At 48.0% G+C, this 18242-nt stretch carries 18 protein-coding genes and 1 tRNA gene; 10 read left to right on the forward strand and 9 right to left on the reverse strand.

The window, feature by feature from the left end; all coding sequences use genetic code 11:
• Nucleotides 1-21 precede the first annotated feature (21 nt).
• A complete protein-coding gene (rbfA, locus tag JIN82_RS11800; protein ID WP_200311851.1) occupies nt 22-405 on the forward strand; it encodes a 30S ribosome-binding factor RbfA in 384 nt (127 codons plus the stop codon).
• 154 nt (nt 406-559) lie between these two features.
• A complete protein-coding gene (locus JIN82_RS11805) occupies nt 560-1270 on the forward strand; it encodes a hypothetical protein (protein ID WP_200311852.1) in 711 nt (236 codons plus the stop codon).
• Between the two features lie 248 nt (nt 1271-1518).
• Here the strand turns inward: JIN82_RS11805 and JIN82_RS11810 are convergent, their stop codons facing one another.
• The 4 genes from JIN82_RS11810 to JIN82_RS11825 all read right to left on the reverse strand — a co-directional run bounded on the left by JIN82_RS11810 (nt 1519) and on the right by JIN82_RS11825 (nt 5642).
• Complete coding sequence (locus JIN82_RS11810; protein WP_200311853.1) at nt 1519-3573, reverse strand: sodium-translocating pyrophosphatase; 2055 nt, start codon at nt 3571-3573, stop codon at nt 1519-1521.
• Nucleotides 3574-3941: 368 nt separating this feature from the next.
• Nucleotides 3942-4015 (reverse strand) — tRNA-Gly (locus JIN82_RS11815).
• Nucleotides 4016-4245: 230 nt separating this feature from the next.
• Complete coding sequence (locus JIN82_RS11820; RefSeq protein WP_200311854.1) at nt 4246-5229, reverse strand: M56 family metallopeptidase; 984 nt, start codon at nt 5227-5229, stop codon at nt 4246-4248.
• Complete coding sequence (locus JIN82_RS11825; protein WP_234041964.1) at nt 5226-5642, reverse strand: BlaI/MecI/CopY family transcriptional regulator; 417 nt, start codon at nt 5640-5642, stop codon at nt 5226-5228. The genes JIN82_RS11820 and JIN82_RS11825 overlap by 4 nt, the downstream gene beginning before the upstream one ends.
• An 87-nt stretch (nt 5643-5729) precedes the next feature.
• On the opposite strand from JIN82_RS11825, the gene JIN82_RS11830 reads away from it, so the two are divergent.
• Together JIN82_RS11830 and JIN82_RS11835 are read left to right on the forward strand one after the other, a co-directional pair.
• Nucleotides 5730-6554: a hypothetical protein gene (locus JIN82_RS11830; RefSeq protein WP_200311856.1), complete on the forward strand. Its 825-nt coding sequence runs from the start codon at nt 5730-5732 to the stop codon at nt 6552-6554.
• A gap of 7 nt (nt 6555-6561) precedes the next feature.
• Nucleotides 6562-7218, forward strand: a complete 657-nt coding sequence (locus JIN82_RS11835; RefSeq protein WP_200311857.1) for a DUF4349 domain-containing protein — start codon at nt 6562-6564, stop codon at nt 7216-7218.
• A 67-nt stretch (nt 7219-7285) separates the two neighbouring features.
• On the opposite strand, the gene JIN82_RS11840 is transcribed toward JIN82_RS11835, so the two are convergent.
• Both JIN82_RS11840 and JIN82_RS11845 read right to left on the reverse strand, forming a co-directional pair.
• Nucleotides 7286-8194, reverse strand: a complete 909-nt coding sequence (locus JIN82_RS11840) for a PEP-CTERM sorting domain-containing protein (RefSeq protein WP_200311858.1) — start codon at nt 8192-8194, stop codon at nt 7286-7288.
• A 376-nt stretch (nt 8195-8570) separates the two neighbouring features.
• Nucleotides 8571-9404 (reverse strand): hypothetical protein, encoded by an 834-nt coding sequence (locus JIN82_RS11845; RefSeq protein ID WP_200311859.1) that lies wholly within the window; start codon nt 9402-9404, stop codon nt 8571-8573.
• A gap of 262 nt (nt 9405-9666) precedes the next feature.
• On the opposite strand from JIN82_RS11845, the gene JIN82_RS11850 reads away from it, so the two are divergent.
• The 4 genes from JIN82_RS11850 to JIN82_RS11865 all read left to right on the forward strand — a co-directional run bounded on the left by JIN82_RS11850 (nt 9667) and on the right by JIN82_RS11865 (nt 12498).
• Nucleotides 9667-11100 (forward strand): cellulose synthase family protein, encoded by a 1434-nt coding sequence (locus JIN82_RS11850; protein WP_234041965.1) that lies wholly within the window; start codon nt 9667-9669, stop codon nt 11098-11100.
• Nucleotides 11101-11124: 24 nt separating this feature from the next.
• Entirely contained in the window at nt 11125-11766 is a 642-nt protein-coding gene (locus tag JIN82_RS11855; protein ID WP_200311860.1) for a L,D-transpeptidase, read from the forward strand.
• A gap of 167 nt (nt 11767-11933) precedes the next feature.
• Nucleotides 11934-12191: a 30S ribosomal protein S20 gene (rpsT, locus tag JIN82_RS11860; protein WP_200311861.1), complete on the forward strand. Its 258-nt coding sequence runs from the start codon at nt 11934-11936 to the stop codon at nt 12189-12191.
• 67 nt (nt 12192-12258) lie between these two features.
• Nucleotides 12259-12498 carry a zinc ribbon domain-containing protein gene (locus tag JIN82_RS11865; protein ID WP_234041966.1) on the forward strand — a complete coding sequence of 80 codons (240 nt, stop codon included), beginning with the start codon at nt 12259-12261 and terminating at the stop codon, nt 12496-12498.
• A 120-nt stretch (nt 12499-12618) separates the two neighbouring features.
• On the opposite strand, the gene JIN82_RS11870 is transcribed toward JIN82_RS11865, so the two are convergent.
• Nucleotides 12619-13542 carry a LysR family transcriptional regulator gene (locus JIN82_RS11870; protein WP_200311863.1) on the reverse strand — a complete coding sequence of 308 codons (924 nt, stop codon included), beginning with the start codon at nt 13540-13542 and terminating at the stop codon, nt 12619-12621.
• 100 nt (nt 13543-13642) lie between these two features.
• Here JIN82_RS11870 and metE point away from each other — a divergent pair, with 100 nt between their 5' ends.
• Entirely contained in the window at nt 13643-15934 is a 2292-nt protein-coding gene (gene metE / locus JIN82_RS11875) for a 5-methyltetrahydropteroyltriglutamate--homocysteine S-methyltransferase (protein WP_234041967.1), read from the forward strand.
• Nucleotides 15935-15980: 46 nt separating this feature from the next.
• On the opposite strand, the gene JIN82_RS11880 is transcribed toward metE, so the two are convergent.
• Complete coding sequence (locus JIN82_RS11880) at nt 15981-16445, reverse strand: mechanosensitive ion channel family protein (RefSeq protein WP_200311864.1); 465 nt, start codon at nt 16443-16445, stop codon at nt 15981-15983.
• A gap of 147 nt (nt 16446-16592) precedes the next feature.
• On the reverse strand, nt 16593-16820 hold the full coding sequence (locus tag JIN82_RS11885; protein WP_200311865.1) for a hypothetical protein: 228 nt from the start codon (nt 16818-16820) through the stop codon (nt 16593-16595).
• A gap of 120 nt (nt 16821-16940) precedes the next feature.
• On the opposite strand from JIN82_RS11885, the gene JIN82_RS11890 reads away from it, so the two are divergent.
• On the forward strand, nt 16941-18134 hold the full coding sequence (locus JIN82_RS11890) for a transposase (RefSeq protein WP_200311866.1): 1194 nt from the start codon (nt 16941-16943) through the stop codon (nt 18132-18134).
• Nucleotides 18135-18242: the final 108 nt, after the last annotated feature.

Consider the following 18242-nt stretch of genomic DNA (forward strand, 5'->3'; position numbering starts at 1 on the left):
TCTACAACTGAATTTACCGCTATGTCTTCACAGAGAATTGATAGAGTAAATGCTCTTTTGTTACGCGAAATCAGCACGATTTTGCAGCGTGACTTTGAGTTTAAAGGATCACTTGTGACCGTTAGTGAGGTGGAAACCACACCGGATATGCGTGAAGCCAAAGTCTTCATCTCTGTACTCGGTGGAAACTATAAAATTGCTCTCGAGAAGATCCGCAATAAGCGTGCCTTCATTCAGAGCAAAATTGCCAAGCGTGTAGTTCTGCGCAATACACCAATTCTCGACTTCCGTTACGACGGCAGCGCGAGCCGCGGTGTTTCTATGGTTAACTTGCTAGACGAAGTCGAAGAGTTACCAAAGGCTCCTGTCGAAGATATCGACGATAGCAAAAGCAGCGAAGACTAAAGCTCGACCATCATCATTAGATTATTTCTAGCTGGCGCTCCATCATGGGGCGCCAGCTTTTTTTTAATCATCATCATTCTTTTTGTTGATGTTGTTAGTTGGCTATATTAATTTAGTTCGCGTGAGTATTTTAGGATTAAGAGCCTGTATTTTTATGCTATTGGCTAATGGCAGTCTATCAGCTTTGGCTGGAGATTTTGTTAAGCTTGATGATTTCCAGCAAAAGGACACATCTAAGCTGCCCGATGGTTGGCGATTTACCCGAGGCACAGAGCAGAACGCGGCAAAGCTTATGCTCACCGGCAATGAGGACGACATGGCATTTGGCTGGGGGGTACAACAAAAAGGAAGTATTGCCGGTGTCTATCGTCCCGTTCCAGAGCTCAACAAAGGGTCAACTTATACCTATTATTTTGAATTCAAGCTAGCTGAAGGTGGAGCTAATCATAGCCTTGGTTTTTCGCCTAAGTCAGATCCTAAAAGATTTGATGATTATTCCATCCAGCTGATTCTATCTTCCGGACTCACAGGAGAAACTGACTTGTTAGTTCGTAACAGTTCTGAATTTGACGTGCAAGTGCGTGGTCTATCACATCAGCCTACCTATAGTGTGTGGTTAGTAGCTGATTATTCAGCCAAGACATTTGATGTCTATCTAGCTGAGCAACGCAAGCTAGCGAGTGCTGATTACATGGTGGCTAAGTCAGTGAATTTTCGCGACACAGCTAGTCATGATGTAGTGAAAAGCTTGATGTTAGTTACTCCAAAGAAGAGATACAGCGGTGACTATGCCGTGCGCATTAATAACATTTATTATGCCGATGGGGTGAACTTGAATTGCCCTGTGGTTCAGCCCGCTCGCTGAGTAGTTATTTCATTCTTCCTGTCAGTTAGCTAGATGGCTTTTGCTTAGCGATCTAGCTAGATTTTTATCCATGTTCGAGTAGCCAGCTATACGAATGCCTCAGCCTCGGGCTAGAAGAAAATCCAGTTGGCCATGGCGACGGTTTCGCCGCTCAAATGGCATTAGCTGGTTTAGGCGTGATCGTCGGTGCAAAAAATGCCCACTCCAGCTGGCTGGAGTGGGCATGCTAAAAGTTGATCTAACTCGAGCTAGAGCAGTGGTGCAATCACCAAGCTAACAATAGCCATGACATTGATGAGAATGTTCATGGATGGTCCTGAGGTGTCTTTGAATGGATCACCAACGGTATCTCCAACAACACAGCCTTTGTGAATCTCGGAATTCTTGCCACCGTGGTGACCTTCTTCAACGTACTTCTTCGCGTTGTCCCAAGCTCCGCCTGCATTCGACATCATTAGCGCGAGTAGAATACAGCCGAGTAGTGCGCCACACAGTGTGCCTGTGAGAGCGATCGCTCCTGCTCCGGTAGCCTTGAAACCAAAGCCAACGGCAATAGGTGTACCAACCGCAAGGATAGCTGGCATCATCATGCGCTTGGTAGCTGCTGCAGTAGCAATGTCGACACACTTATCAGAATCTGGCTCAGCCTTACCTTCTAGCAGTCCTGGGATTTCGCGGAACTGACGGCGGATTTCATTGATCATGTCAAAGGCTGCTTTGCCCACGGCATCCATGGTGATAGCACCATTGAGGAAGGGAACCACGCCGCCAATGAATAATCCAACAAAGAAGGTTCGCAGGGTAGATTGATCGGTGAAATCAAAGCTATCAATATGCGCTTTTTGAATGAATGCGGTAATCAGAGCAAGTGCTGCTAGACCAGCGGCGCCAATTGCAAAACCTTTACCAATAGCAGCGGTGGTATTGCCAACGGCGTCGAGCCCGTCAGTGATTTTACGGGTTTCTTCACCCATGTGGGACATCTCAGCGATGCCGCCAGCGTTGTCGGCAATAGGGCCATAAGCATCAATCGCCATGGTGATACCAACTGTTCCAAGCATGCCTACGGCAGCTAGACCAACTCCATATAAGTTAGCAAATTCAAATGAGATGTAGACGGTAGCTGCAATTGTTAGCAGCGGAATGGCTACTGATTTTAGACCCAGTGATAGACCTGAGATCATGATGGTTGCCACTCCTGTTTCCCCTTGAGCCGCTAGATCGCGGATGGGTTTGCCGCCAGTGTAGTACTCGGTAACGGTACCGATGATGATACCACTAACGGCACCGCAGAGGATGCAGTATGCTATGTTGAAGCTAAGTGAAAGCATGGAGCAAACACCAAAGGCTGCAATGATATAGAGGATAGCTGAGCCCATCGTGCCGTAGCGCAGGGCTTTGGCTGGCTCTTTCGCTGCCATCATGTTGACCAACAAAATTCCGAGGATAGAGCAAACGATGCCAACCGTTGTTAGCAGCAGCGGCAAGTACATCAATGTTGGGATGGCCTCTGGGCCGCTAACACCAAATTTCTCAAAAACTTCAGCGCCAGCTCTGGTAGCTAGAGATGCGGCAATGGCGATGGTGGCGATCTGTGCACCGCAGTATGACTCAAAGATATCTGAGCCCATTCCTGCAACGTCTCCAACATTGTCACCAACGTTATCGGCAATTACGCCAGGGTTGCGGGGATCATCTTCGGGAATGCCAGCTTCTACCTTGCCGACTAAGTCTGCTCCAACGTCAGCTGCTTTCGTGAAAATCCCGCCACCTACACGATAGAACAAGGCGACAACGGATGCGCCCATGGCAAAACCTTCCATGATTTCGGCTACGTGGATGTTTTTGTTGAAGGCGTAGAATAGGCCACCGAGACCTATTAGGCCCATGGCGGCAACGGTTAGTCCCATCACAGAGCCACCTGAGAAGGCGATTTTCAGCGCAGCTGCTGTGCCCGAATCTCTTGCGGCAATCGTCGTGCGGATGTTAGCTCGAGTGGCCGTATACATGCCAATGAAGCCAGCGACACTTGAGGCGATGCAACCTAAGAAAAAGGCGATGGTTTGCTGGCCGGCGTATTCAGGCTTTTGGAAAAAGTAAATCAACGCGCCAATGATAACCGAGACTAATGAGATTAACATGAACTCTCGCCTCATGAAAACCATCGCGCCTCGTTGGATCTTTTCGGAGATGCTAACAGGCACGCCCTCTCCCTTGGATTTTTTCAAAATGCCCGCTAGGATTATACCTGCTACGCCAAGGCCTAGGATTCCTATGATTGGGGTAATCGCTGGTGATACCATGTCTTTTTATGTTTGTTTTGAGTATATGTACGAATGTACATATTTAAGCATTAAACACTAGATAGACTTGTGATTGAGGCAATGAAAAAGAGCCATTAGAGGTAAATTATAAATGTAATATATTGAGGTGATCTGTATGATTTAATAGGTAGCGTACGACAGTGGCATGCTGAGTGACGACAGAATTCCGAAATTATCGGTATCGTATTAGCATCTCTAGCTAGCTGTTATGCGACATATTTCTAGCTAGTAGTTAGCTGAGGGGCTTGATTTGCCTCGTCAATTTATCGCCAAGCATGCTTTGCGATTTCATGCAATTCAGCCCAGTCGTGGGCAAAAAAAATCCACTTCATGATGAAGTGGAAAAATGGAGCGGGTAGCGGGAATCGAACCCGCATGATCAGCTTGGAAGGCTGGAGCTTTACCACTAAGCTATACCCGCTTTTGGCGCTTGCGCGACAGAGAAATGCATTAAATCGGTCCCATTGTCAAGAATTCAGCATTACTTTTTTGTAATAATTTCCAGCTAGTGCTCACATAGAAATCCATTTCTTTAGCTAAGTGATTTGCCGCCAATTTGTAAGGTGAATTCAATGAGCTGTTTTGGCTAGCTGTAATCATCTTAGCCAACGAGCATAAGCGGCAATTGATGACTCCTTTGCGAGTTCAGAATTAAAAATTCGCCGGGAATGGGTTGGCGCTGAGCCTCAGTTGAATCTCCTCTGCAGTGTATTCACTAGTCCCAGGGGCATCATAATTTGCTGCCTGCTGGAGACTGTTCAGCGCTACGGCACTGGTGAATAGGCAAAGGCTGAATAGAGCGGTCAGAAACTTGCGTGGTGGTTTGCTAGAGCCAATTGATAGAGCTCGCTGCTGAAGTGATGCGTGACCACTCATCGCAGCTACGAGCTCAGAGTTAGTTTTCTGTTTGGCTAGGGTTAAGTCGCAAAGGGCATTGAGGTAATCGCGCCTGTTGATGCCTTGTTGGATGGCGATCTGATCACAGGCGTACTCACAGGTCTCGTTGTAGAGAGCTTTGATTTTCCAGACAAATGGGTTGAACCAAAGTAGCGCGCACAGCCAGTGGCTGAGTTCTTTCACCCATAGGTCTCGCCTCTGAAAATGCGCGAGTTCATGAAGTAAACAAGCCTCCAGCTGAGAGCTTGACCATTGGCTTGCCTGCGCCGGCAGATAAATAGCTGGCTTAAGCAGACCCGCAATCAGCGGTGCTTGTAGATGTGGGTGGGTGAAACAGGGCACACTTTTGTTGATTTCTAACTTACCGTGGCATTGGACCAATGTTTCATGAATTGCTGAGCTAGGAGATATCGGATTGGAAATTGTCCGCCAGTTAGCTAGTTTGCGGTGGGCTAGCAGGTGCCTAGTGGCGAGCAATACGGTGAGTATTATCCAGCAGACTGCGAGCCATGGTTTGTCTGCTGGTAGGGTGGCATTTGCCGACCAGCTGGAAAGAGGCGAATCTAGCTGGCTAACTGTTAATGGAAGACTCTCAGCTGGCAGCCAATGGAAAAGTGGCAGTAGAGCTAGAATGATTAGACTGCATAGGCTCATCTGACTGCGATGCTGAAACGGGAGCAACAGGCATAAAGAATATGCCAAGCCAGCGAGGAAGATAGATGTGATGGCCAAGATCATGATTCGTCTAATGATTTACGGATCTTTTCGATTTCTTCTTCAGTCAATTGTTGATCTTTTGGGTCTAGCAGCATGGCTACTAGTTGGTCAGCCTTGCCGTCAAAGAATGTGCTCAGTAGGTTTTTGACCGCGCTTTTACGAGCGATTTTTTGCTCCTGAGCTGGTTTATAGATGTATTGTTTGCCCTGCTTTTTGTGGGTAACTTTCTGTTTGTTCAGCAGCGTTGTTAGTAGGGCGCGAACGGCCGAGTACGATGGAGCGTCATCCATTTCTTCCATTACCTGCTTGGCTGATGCTTCGCCTAGCCGGTATAGGATGTCGATGATTTGGCGCTCACGGCGAGATAGTTTACTGGTATCGATTTCGCTCACAACAAATTCATAGTGGCTTAGATCTGTGTGGCAATCAATCATGAAGTGCTAAAAAAACTGCATTTAAACTTGCGTTATTCGGCAAGTGCTGTTTTTTTAGCACTTGTTATGCAGATGCCATTCACAAAAATGAAGAAACCAATCCACTGGCCTGTGGCTGCAGTGAGCTTGCTGAGTCTATTTATATTTAATGCCTGCGCACCACCATCGCCAATGTCGGCACCCTATATAGGTGCTCCTGACGATTCTGATGGGAAAAGTTTTGGATCTCTAGCTGAAAGGCAGCGTCCGGGATTGGGCACTGGCTTTGGCGATGAAATTTCGGCTGAGATGAGCTATGCCTCATTTAGTAGAGCTAGCAAAAATCCAGCTGGCTTAGAGTCTATCTATTACAATGACAAAGAGGGCGTCGATGCGATGAAACAAGCGCTCCATGCTTCAGCTGGCATGCAAAAGGCTGCTAACGGGCTGGTAGAGTGGGGCATTAAAAATGACTGGCGTTATGCCAAAAACTACAATGATTACCGCTTTAATGGTGGTGATAGGAAGTTGTTGAACCGCTATGTAGTTGGCAAAAAAGGCGGTAAATATTCCATCGTTGTTAGGAATCTTTGTAAGTCTCGATTAGAACTTGTTCTGAGTGTTGACGGTTTAGACGTGGTTGATGGTAAAGCGGCGAGTTTGAGCAAGCGTGGATACATCGTAGCTCCAGGCAAGACATTAGAAGTGAAGGGATTCCGCACCAGTGAAGAAGCGGTGGCCGCTTTTGAGTATTCGTCAATGAACCGGTCTTATAGCAATTTGAAGCATGAAACGACACGTAATGTTGGCGTGATAGGAATGGCAGTTTTTACGGAAAAGGGAGTGGATCCGTGGAAATGGACTAGCCAGCGCGTGGAAGCTAGGAAATCAGCTAGAGCATTTGCAGAAGCCCCGCAGGAATTAGCGAACTAACAAAAAAATGAAGTTACATAACATTTTGATATTCGCAGTCACGGCGAGTTTGTCGATTTCCTGTTCTTCACATGAAGTGATGCCAGCTCCTTATATACCAGCTGGACTAGGTGCGAGTTCTCATTCAGCTAGAGTCAAAACTCATTCAGCAAAAATGGCAGTGGAGGTTGATGATACCAATCAGCGAGCGAAAGAGGTCGAGTCAATGGTTAGAAAAAGCTCTGGTATCCTTGTATCAGTTGACCTCAATGATAAGTCATCGAGTTTTGTGAATATGAAAGTTCCAGAGGAGAAGTTAGAACTCATGCTCGATGAAATCGGAACCTTAGGCAAAGTGACTTCTCGGCGAGTTAAAAGTAAAGACATCACCGAGCAGGTCGCGGATGCAGCGGTGAAGTTAGAAAACTTGCGCCAGCTCAGAAGCCGTTACCGAAAGTTATTAGACCGCGCTGAGAAAGTGGATGAAATGCTCAAAATTGAACGTGAGCTCGCACGGGTGCAAACTGAGATTGAACAACTCGAAGCTAGAAATAGAAGCTTATCCCAACAGGTGGCAATGGCTGATGTGGAATTAAAGCTGTCGCAGAAAATAGTCCCTGGCCCAGTGACTCTAGCAGGCAAAGGTGCTTATTGGACATTGAGCAAATTATTTGTACTCAATTAAACGAAAAAATGCGGCTAGTTAGCTCTGAGCTAGCTGGCCGCATTTGGTGATTATAGATGATAGTTATCTACCTGCGACGTCTTAGAAGTGTGCTGATTCCAGCTAGAGCTATCAGGCTGATAGAGCTTGGTTCAGGCACGGGAGTGAACGATGTCTCAAAGGTGAAACTTCCCTCTGCTGCGACTGCGTGGTTAGGTGTATTATTTGTTGGAGTTAGGTCTGAGTGGTCAAAAAAGTACAGGTTGATGCGCTCAACTGGGCTAGCAAAGTAGAGCGTTGCAGTAGCATCAGCAGCCTCTGCAGTTGAGCTGCCTTCGTTATCCCAGCCGTGTGTATCGATATCTCGGTAGACGGTATCTAGGTTGTAGGTGCTAGTATCTAGCATGAGTTCGCTGCCTCCTAAGTTCCAGTTTGCTAGAACATCGCCAGTGCCCAATGTGGGATTAAGCGATTGAGAACTCCAGCCTTCGGCTGCAAGTGTGTCGATCCAGTTTTTTGCGGATCCCTCATCGGAGGAATCAATGTCTAAGATGCTCCACGAAAAGTTGTCGACCGCCTCGCTAAAAGTAATGGTCCAAACTTGATAGTTTTCGATTTGTTTGACTCCTTCAATGGTAGTTGTCTGATGATCAACTGACACGGAGCTGTTACCCATGATAAACCCGTCGCCAGCGTTGTCAGCTGAAGTTGATAGGTTTTTGTCAAGATTGTGGGTGGTAGCTGTACCCGCATAGGTACTGGAGAAGCTTACTGATACTCCGGCGACCGAGCTGGTCCCTGAGCTGTAATTACCATCATAACCATTGCTGTTAGCTGAGCCACCTTCTTGTGAGTGGTCCCATTCGCTAGTTGCTGGTGATCCTGGATATTGGTCTTGGGCGTCGGGGAGGAAGCTGACGTATGCTGTGCCAGCTAGAGCGTGGGGGCTGGCTGCTACTAAGCTAATGAGTAGAGCCAACGGGGATATGTTTTTCATTGGGATATTAGGGCAAGGGGAATTGTTATCTAATAGAGTGTCTATCAGATGTCGGCTAGTTACTAATTGGTTTTAGCTTTGTCGACTTAATATCCAAATATATGTAAGCGTATCTTGCTAGAGTGTATGTAGATGAATTACTTAGAGTGGGCCTGTCTGACGGGTTTTGATCAGAGCGCTAAAGGTGTTGGTGATTCTCTCTGCTGGAGAATTTTTTGCCGATTGATAGCTAGCTAATACTAGCGACGCATACTGGATGCAAAAATGTGAGCCAGCTGGGATCTTGATGCACGAAAATGCTGCACCAACGACACGCTGGCGAGATGGTAGGTGATTTTGCTAGTTAGTTAGGTCTAACTAGCCGTGGACATTCAGCTTATTTCCTTCTAGCGAGTCCTAGCTCTACGAGCTTTCCAGCATCTTTGGTCATGGCTGCGATGAGCTCAGGTGTTGGATCTTGGCCTTCGACGAGGGTCATTTTTACTCGCAGGCTGGAGATGAGAGCGCGCATGGCTTGCATATTTTCTTGTTCAGATATGCGTGGAGCGAGCGTGCCGATAGACGCTTCATAATATTCGGCGATGTCTTCGCGCATGAGGTGTTGGGCTCGGCTGATAGTGAAGCGCTCGTTGACGGCGACTGTGCCAACTTCAAGCGCGCGGATCCAGCCGCCTAGAGAAATGAGGTGGGCTAGGTCTGCGTCGCGCAGGTGAACGAGTTCTACTTCGACATCGCGTTGAGTGGCGGCGAGCTCTTTTTTGAGTTCGTCGATGTTGCCAGCTCTGGCATTTTCTAGCAGGCTAGCGGCGTGGCGGTTGACACGTTCGCCAGCACCGAGTGCGCGTCCGTAGCGGTTGAGGTCGCGCGCTAGCGGTTCGATGTCGTCCATCTGGCCAGTATGCACGGCGAGGAATCCATTGGCGATAAGGAAGCCAATTTCCAGCGCGAGGTCTGTGCGGTCGAGCGGCATTCTCAGCGGGATTTCATGTTTCACCTTATGAAGTGGCAGCGGGCTGACTTCTGCGAGGTCATCGAAGATGCGCTCGATGGATGGCGCGGTGAATTCGTTGATGCCGAGTTCTTCTCTGACGTGTGGGTCGTCGATCAAATCCGCTGGGATTTCAGGTGGAGCTGGCAGGTCGTACCCGTCGTCTTCGGCATGAGCTAGGGATAAACTCAAACAAGTGACAAAGATGATACGTTTTTTCATGAGCATATTTTGACTAGTGGGTGGTAATTTGAAAGTCTGAAATGACCTGATGAGTAGCAAATTAACAGCTTTTACTGATAATGACACAGAAAACTGCTGTCTTGACAATGGTTTCATTTCCTGACACTTCGGGGCAGGCTGAAGCCCAAAATTTCCCCCCAAAAACAATTATTATTTAAACACAAAGATTATGGAAGTTATCTGGTATGTCTCTTACTTTCTCGTTCTGATAGGCTTATCAGGATATGGGTTTCACCGCCTTATGATCTGGTTCCTATACTGGAAGCATTCCCGCCAGCGTCCGGAGCCGAAAAAGCACTTTGATGAGCTACCAGTTGTTACTGTTCAGCTGCCAATGTTCAACGAGATGCACGTGGTGAAGCGCTTGCTGAAGGCTGTTTCTGAGATCGACTATCCGAAGGAGAAGATGCAAATCCAGGTGCTGGATGATTCTACCGACGAGACCATTGAGATCTGTAAAGAGGAAGTGGCTAAGCTAGTTGAGCGTGGCTACGATGCTGAGTACATTCACCGTACTGACCGTACTGGCTTCAAAGCTGGCGCGCTGGAAGAAGGCACTAAGGTGGCTAAAGGTGAGTACCTGTTCATTCTCGATGCTGACTTTGTTCCAAATCCTGATGTTCTGCAGAAGACGATTCATTACTTCTCAGATGATAACATTGGCATGATCCAGACTCGCTGGGGGCACATCAACCGCGAATACAACTTGCTGACTCGCGTTCAGGCGATGTTCTTGGACGGTCACCTTGAGCTCGAGCAAACTGCGCGTAACCGCAGTGGTCGCTTTTTCACTTTCAATGGTACTGCCGGTATGTGGCGTAAGTCATGCATCATTGATGCTGGTGGCTGGGATCACGATACTCTGACTGAAGACATGGACCTGAGCTACCGCGCTCAGCTGAAAGGTTGGAAGTTTATTTTCCTCAACGACGTGGAAACTCCAGCTGAACTTCCAGTGGACATGGATGGCTTTAAAAACCAGCAACACCGCTGGACAAAAGGATCTATTCAGGTTTGTAAGAAAATCTTGGTTCCTATCTGGCGCAGTGATGCTCCGCTTGTTTGTAAGCTGGAAGCGACTGCTCACCTGACATCGAACTTTGCATACTTGCTCTTGTTCCTGCTCTTGTTCCTCATTTCTCCAAAACAATACTTCCGTCCAGATTGGGCGTGGCTGCAGACCCATCCGTGGGCTGAGCATTTGCTTAACGTGCCAATTTTCTTCTTTGGTAGTGTTTCTGTAGCTCTGTTCTACGCGGCTAGCCAGAAGGCGCTTCGTCCTGGTACTTGGAAAAAAGACATCCTCTACCTACCGCTACTACTGGCGCTCGGCATCGGCATGTCTATCAACAATGCTAAGGCAGTGCTCGAGGCTGTGTTTGGTCACGAGACTGGATTTGTTCGCACTCCTAAGTATGGCATCGATAAAGATGAAGAGAAGAAGTCCAACAGCTGGAAATCTAGCCGTTATAAAGGCATCAAATCTCTAATGCCATTCTTTGAGCTGGCCTTCGGTATCTTCTTCCTTGTAATTGTAGTAGAGAACCTGATCACGATGAACTGGGTAACTGCAATTCTGCTGATGCCATTCCCTGTCGGATTCTTCTATACTTCTCTATCCTCAATAGCGCGCGTCATGCCGGAATTATTTGCTTCTAAAGAGCAGAAAAACTAGTGCATGATACGCATCGAATAAACGATGCCTGATTTAAAAACTCTCGATTGTAAAAAAGTCAAACTCCCGCGATGCTTCCAGCTAGCGGGGGCGATGCTGATTACCTTGCTGGCTGTAGCCTGTGGCCCCAGCCATCCCAACAATGTGATCGTTTCTGTGCAGGACCAGCAGCTACTACTTGTTTCTGAGGGCCAGCCAGTCAAAGCATACCCGATCTCGACATCGAAGTTTGGTCTAGGCGACCAGCAGGGGAGCATGCGCACTCCTGTAGGTAAGATGGAAGTGGCCAAAAAAATTGGCAACGGCGCGCCAGCTGGAGCGGTCTTCAAAGGCCGCAGACGTACTGGTGAAGTACTGCGACCAAATGCACCTGGCCGCGATCCTATAGTCACTCGTATTTTGTGGCTGAAAGGGAAGTCAGGAGGCACTCGCAATGCCTACGAGCGCTACATCTACATTCACGGCACACCAGAAGAGCGCACCATCGGCCAGCCAGCTAGTTACGGCTGTATTCGGATGCGCTCCAGTGACATCATCGACCTTTACAAATACCTCGGTGTCGGCTCAGAAGTACGTGTTATTCGCGGCTCACTGGGGAGAACTCACCAAGGTCAGGCGCATATCGCCAATTCAGCTGCTTTAACTCCTGTGGGCAGCGATTCCTAATCATCTAGCCTAGCTAGTTGATATTCAATAAGTCAAAACACTCACGCGGTAACTTGTTACGAATAATTTTCAAATTTGCTAAGCCAATGCTTGACATGATGCGAATTCTGACTAGTTTGCCCGTCCCAAGCAGCAATCTGCAATCCAATTTTCTATTTTAATTCATTATGGCTAACTCAAAATCAGCTCTCAAGCGCGTTCGTCAGATCGCAGTTCGCACTGAACGCAACAAGTCTCTCAAGACTCGTGTAAAAACTCTTCATAACAAGACCGTCGCAGCTGTTGAAGCTGGCGATAAAGAGGCTGCTCAGGCATCACTTAGCGACTACTCATCAGCAGTAGACATTTGCGCCAAGAAAGGCATTTTCCACGCCAACAAGGCTGCAAACCTTAAGAGCAAAGCTGCTAAGCAAGTTAAGGGTTAATTCCTTCTGCCGCAGATTGATCTAATTTTTGAGCGGCTCCGCCATGCGGTGCCGCTTATTTTGTAGAGTGAAAAATAAATCTACAGCTATTGACTCCGCACGCCTAGAGAAGGCTAAGGAAATCGCCAACAACCCCGCAGAATATAAAGTCTGCGAAGGATGCGACTCCATTGTCGGCTCTGCCACGGTCATCTGCCCAAACTGTCACGGCTACCGCTTTGACGGCTCAGCGGATCGCGTCGTCGATCAGGCTGTTTACCTTGGTGTACGTGAGCAAACATCCGTCACTGCCGAGGACATGGTCTAAGTCACATCGGCTCAGAGACAAATTTATTATGCGAGGCCGCTGCCTCGCATTTTTTTTGCCTGGAAATCAGCAAGCGTCCAGCTGGCTGATGATTTCTATTGGTGTTCAAGCCGCTGAAGATCAATCTAGAATCTCCACATCCTTGAACATCTGCGCCATCGTCGATTTCATCATCTGGACAAAATCCACCATGTACGGCTGGCTGGTACTCTCTCGGCGCACCGCGGCGTATAGCTCGCTTGTCAGCCCCGAGCTAGTGATCTTCTTTTCATTGATGTAGCCGGAGTCTAGGTATGTGGCCACCGCCCAGCGCGGCAGCACGCTCACTCCACGCCGGCTAGCTACTAGCTGGAGAATGGCCACAGTGAGCTCAGTACGACGTTGTGAGCGGGGCTGCACACCAGCTGGGCGCAGTACTTTGCGGAAAATATCCATGCGCTCCTCAGGGATTGGATAGGTGATCAGATTCTCCATTTCAAAATCCCGCGCGGTGACATAATCTTTATCATTAAGCGGGTGGTCGTGCGCCAGCAGGAGTGGCATCTCAAATTGGAACAAAGGAAAGTAGTCGGTCATCTTGCGCCGTGATTTCTGCGAAATAATCACCAAATCAGCGCGCCCCTCATCAAGCAAACCACCTGGATCAGCGTGGAAGCCAGAGATCAAATCCATCTCAACCTCAGGCCACGCTTCACGGAATAAATCCATGCTCGGCATCAGCCAGTCGAAACACGAATGACACTCCACCGCAATCCTCAGCTGGCCAGCTACACCTTGTTGAATCTTGCTCATCTCGCGCTCCGCGTCATTTACAGATCTGCGAACGTCATAGGCCAAACCAAGCAGACGCTCGCCTAAGCGTGTCCACTGGATGGGCGAAGTTTTGCGCACAAAAAGCTCACCTCCATAATGGTCTTCTAAGGCCTTCAGCTGGTGCGATAAAGCACTCTGACTCAAGTGAACACGCTTTGATGCGCGGGTAAGGCTGCCCGTTTCAGCTAAAGCAATCATGGTGTCGAGGTGACGCATTTCTAGCAAACTCATACATGTTGGTTAAATCATGAGTTCATTAGTTTCAATAATAATGATTCGCAATAACTTTCAGCAGATTCATGTGGCCATTTGGTTCATAGTCACTGCGTTTATGATTAACTATCAAACACATATCCTCGGCTACCCAAGAATCGGCGCACAACGTGAACTCAAGTGGGCATTAGAAAAATTCTGGCGCGGCGAAATTGACGCCAGCCAGCTAGAACAACAGGGACGTGAGCTGCGTAAGACGCATTGGCGTGAACAAGCGGACGCTGGGCTCGACTTTGTTAGCGTCGGAGATTTCTCATTTTACGATCAGGTGCTAGATACCGCCTGCCAGTTTGGCATCGTGCCCGCACGCTATGGCGTTAACTCAGCTAATCTCAGCCTAACTGAGTATTTCACTCTAGCTAGAGGAAACCAACAGCACGCACCGCTAGCGTTGACCAAGTGGCTAGATACTAACTACCATTACCTCGTTCCCGAGCTAGCTGACGATTGTGAATTTAAGCTGAATACTAACCGGCTGTTAGCTGAGATCAAAGAAGCTCTCAACGAAGGTCACTGTGTTAAGCCCGTGATTCTTGGGCCAGTCACCTTACTCAGCCTCTGCCAGCTGGAGGGAAAATCGACAACCACTCCACTATCTAGGCTCAATGAACTACTGCCTATTTATGTTGAGCTGCTAGAAAATATCCAGCGCCTCGGTGTTAGCTGGGTGCAAATCGATGAACCTATTTTTTGCACAGACCTCGCGCCCGACCAACAACTCGCTCTCAGTAGAGCCTACGAAAATTTGTCAGGCGTGGAGGGAATCAACATCTTGTTAGCTACTTATTTTGGCGAAGTGCGTAACCATCTGAACTTACTTCTCACCTTGCCAGTGGCTGGCATTCATATTGACGCCAGTCAGTGTGATGAAGATGCCATCAGAGCTGCCAAATATTTAGGTAGCCAGAAAGTTCTATCTCTAGGCATTGTTGATGGACGTAATGTTTGGCTTAACGATCTACAGGTTAGCCACCAGCTGGTGGAGAAAATCCGCCACCACGTGGATGATTCACAAATCTGGCTGGCGAGTTCTTGCTCGCTACAGTACGTGCCGCACACCGTGGCTAACGAGTCCAACCTAGAGCCTCAGTTGCGGAGCTGGCTTAGCTTCGCGCGTCAGAAGCTAGACGAAATCGTCCAGCTTGCCCAGCCGCTAGAATCGCTGCTTCCAGCAATTGAAGCCAACCAGTTAGTATTAGCTGAAAAACTACTCACAGCAGGAGTGATAGATTCTGCCGTGAGAGAGAGGTTAGCTGAGGAGTTGCCGAATATTGATAGAAACCGAACTAGCTACCAGCAACGTAAACACAAGCAACAAGCTGCACTCCAGTTGCCATTATTGCCATCCACAACGATTGGTTCATTTCCCCAAACCAAAGAAATCCGCAAGGCAAGGGCGCAATACCTCAGCGGCCAGATCAGCGCAGCGGATTATCAACAATTTCTGCAAGCCGAAACCCGTGAGTGTATTCACAAACAGGAAGAAGCTGGCATTGATGTTCTTGTCCATGGCGAGTTTGAGCGTAACGACATGGTAGAATATTTTGCCAGCCAACTCGCTGGATTTGCCTCAACTTCAGCTGGCTGGGTGCAAAGTTATGGTTCTCGCTGTACCAAACCACCATTGATCTGGGGCGATGTTTCGCGCCTTCAGTCAATGACATTAGATTGGGTGAAGTTTGCTCAGAGTATCACTAACAAACCCGTGAAAGGCATGCTCACGGGAACGACCACCATCCTGCAGTGGAGTTTCCTGCGCAACGATATTCCTCGCCGACATGTATCTCAGCAAATTGCCCTAGCCTTGCGCGATGAGGTGCTAGAACTAGAAGCTAACGGTGTGCAGATCATCCAAGTTGATGAGGCTGCTTTGCGTGAAGGACTACCATTAAGAAATGATAAACAGGCTGACTATTTAGATGAGTCTGTAGATTCATTTTTAATTACAACTTCGGGCGTGCGCGAGGAAACACAAATTCACACGCATATGTGTTATAGCCAGTTTAATGCAATCTACGAATCTATCATCGCGCTGGATGCTGATGTTATCTCAATCGAGGCGACACGAAACCAGATGAAGTTGCTCGATGTATTTAGCCAAAGCGCCTATCCTAATCAGATTGGACCAGGTGTGTGGGATATTCATTCGCCTCGAGTTCCAAGCGTGGCTGAAATCAAATCTCTAATCAAAAAAGCACTATACTACATTCCAGCTGAGCAGCTGTGGATCAATCCTGACTGCGGGCTCAAAACTCGCGGCTGGCTTGAAACCGAGGCGTCGATGAAAAATCTCGTTAGTGCGTGCCGAGAAATCCGAGCTGAGCTGTGTGAATCGGCTATCACTCACTAATAATTGTAGCTACTAATTCCAGCTGGCGCAGAACGTCAGCTGGAGATTATTTTTGATGAATCGTCACTTTGTTGCTAAGTAATAGTGAGTTAGGGATGAGGTGGGTGAGACCATCTGATTCTAGTGTTAGGTAGCGCAAGTTGAGGTCAACTACCTTACCCTTGGTATTGGCTACTTCGATTTGATTGCCCAGCTCGACGGGCTGGTAGATAACAATCATGATTCCTGCAACTAAGTTAGATATGGCGTCTTTGAGAGCAAACCCCAAAGCAAAACCAGTGAGACCAAGGCCGGCGACCAGAGCGGATACGTTGAATCCAAGCTTCGACAGCGCTAGAATGAGACCAATGAAAATCAATACCGTACGCTGTGAATTCGCCAGTAAACGAAAGGCTTCATTGGCGTTAGCATCGTAGTGACGGGCGATTCGTTTCAGTGTGAGATCAATAGCTGTGGATCCTAGCAGAAATAGAATGAAGATCCCCGCCGCTAGCCAGATGTTCGTTTGCATGCACTGTTGATTTCAGAAAACTGGCTGATTTGTCAATCATTCAGTTAGGAAATCATCCGACTCCTAGCACCGAGTAGAGCTAATAAACTACCTAGGGGATTTTATATCCCTCGTACTGCGGCGCTCTTAATTAACGTTTAGCTATGATCACTCCTGCGAACCGAAAAATGCCTCAGCTTCAGCCAGCTTAGTGTCATGGGCGTAATTCCAAACTATTTTAAATATAGCCTCATCCCTCATCCAGTCTTGTTCTTCTATCCTGCCCAAATGGTAGTCGAACAGCTGATTTGCTAATTTTTCTAAGAGCTTCTTTTGATTTGGGTTTAAGTCACCGAGCTGATCAAATTTCAGCTCTGATATAATATCTAAATCCATGAGTCATAGCCTAGCTTATTATAGTGAGCATAGCAACATAGAAGGGGGCGGGGATTATCAGCTAAAGATGCACGGCATTTTTCAAATGCATGTTTCTAATTCTGTGCGATATTAGTGATTATGAAATCTCCAGAACCATTGCAGAATCAACAAAAATCAGCGGAAACGAAGCCGCTGACGCCGCTGCAGCTGGCGGATTGTAAAACGGGTTTTTCTGGTGGCGCGGCGGGCATGATTTGTGCGCCGCCGTCTGGCGGGCATGTGCGCATTGTTGGCGATCATCAGCACTCGTATTGCTACCACGTGATGAGTCGCACGGCGGGCGGCGATTACCTGTTTGGCGACCAAGAAAAAGAAGCGTTTTTGCGCATCATGTGGCGCATGGCGCGCTTCTCAGGCATAAAGATACTGACTTATTGTTTGATGGATAACCATTTTCACTTGCTCGTTCGCGTGCCTAGCAGGGTGAAATTCAATGCCAAATTTGAAGCCTATGAGTCACAAGGTCGGCCAGATGAAAGACCGTCGCAAACCAAGCAGCAAGGGGAAGAGCGGCTGATCGACCACCTGCGAACGCTGTATAGCAAAGCGTACATCCGCCAGCTGCGAGCCGAGTTGGCGCACATGCGCGCCAATGGCATGGAGCGCTATGCTGATGAGCAACTAACTAAATACAAAGAGCGGTTTTGTAATTTAGAAAAATTTGTTAAAGAACTCAAAGAGCGCTACAGCCGGTGGTATAACAAAACTCACGGTAGACGCGGCGCGCTGTGGATGGGCCGTTACAAAAGCGTGTTGATAGAATCTACTAACAAACCAGCCGAATACGAAACTGGTGAAGATTTCACCGCGCTGCATGCCATCGCCGCCTACATCGATCTTAATCCAGTTAGAGCGGGCATCGTTAGCGATCCAAAAGACTACCGATGGTGTGGTTACGCCGCCGCGCTAGCTGGCAGCAAACGCTGTCGCTACGGGCTCTGCGAGGTGATGCGCGTAGCGCAAACCAGCTGGCTCAAAAACGCCCATCGCTACCGACTCTGGCTGATAGAAGACGCTGCCATCACTAATGAAAATGCCAAACCCCAGCTAGAAAATGAACGTGCTAGAGAGGGCAAAATCTCTCCCGCTGAGCTACTGCGGCACAAAATAAAATACTTCACCGACGGCGTCGCCATCGGCGGCAAAGCCTTCATCAACAATCAATTCAGAATTCACCGCAAAAAATTTGGCAAGAAGCGCAAGCAAGGCGCCAAAGCTATGACCTCGGAGAACTCAACCTGTGTAATCTACTCGCTTAGGCGGTTTTCATGATGTGTTGCTCGTAGCTAGATGAGTACCCCTAGTGGGAGAATTGCGAACTCTGATTGATTGTTAGCTCACAGCGCTTTGTTGAGCAGCTTAATTCCTTCACTTGCTAGG

The organism is Persicirhabdus sediminis (assembly GCF_016595495.1).
In the GTDB taxonomy this organism is placed as follows: Bacteria; Verrucomicrobiota; Verrucomicrobiia; order Verrucomicrobiales; family Akkermansiaceae; genus Persicirhabdus; species Persicirhabdus sediminis.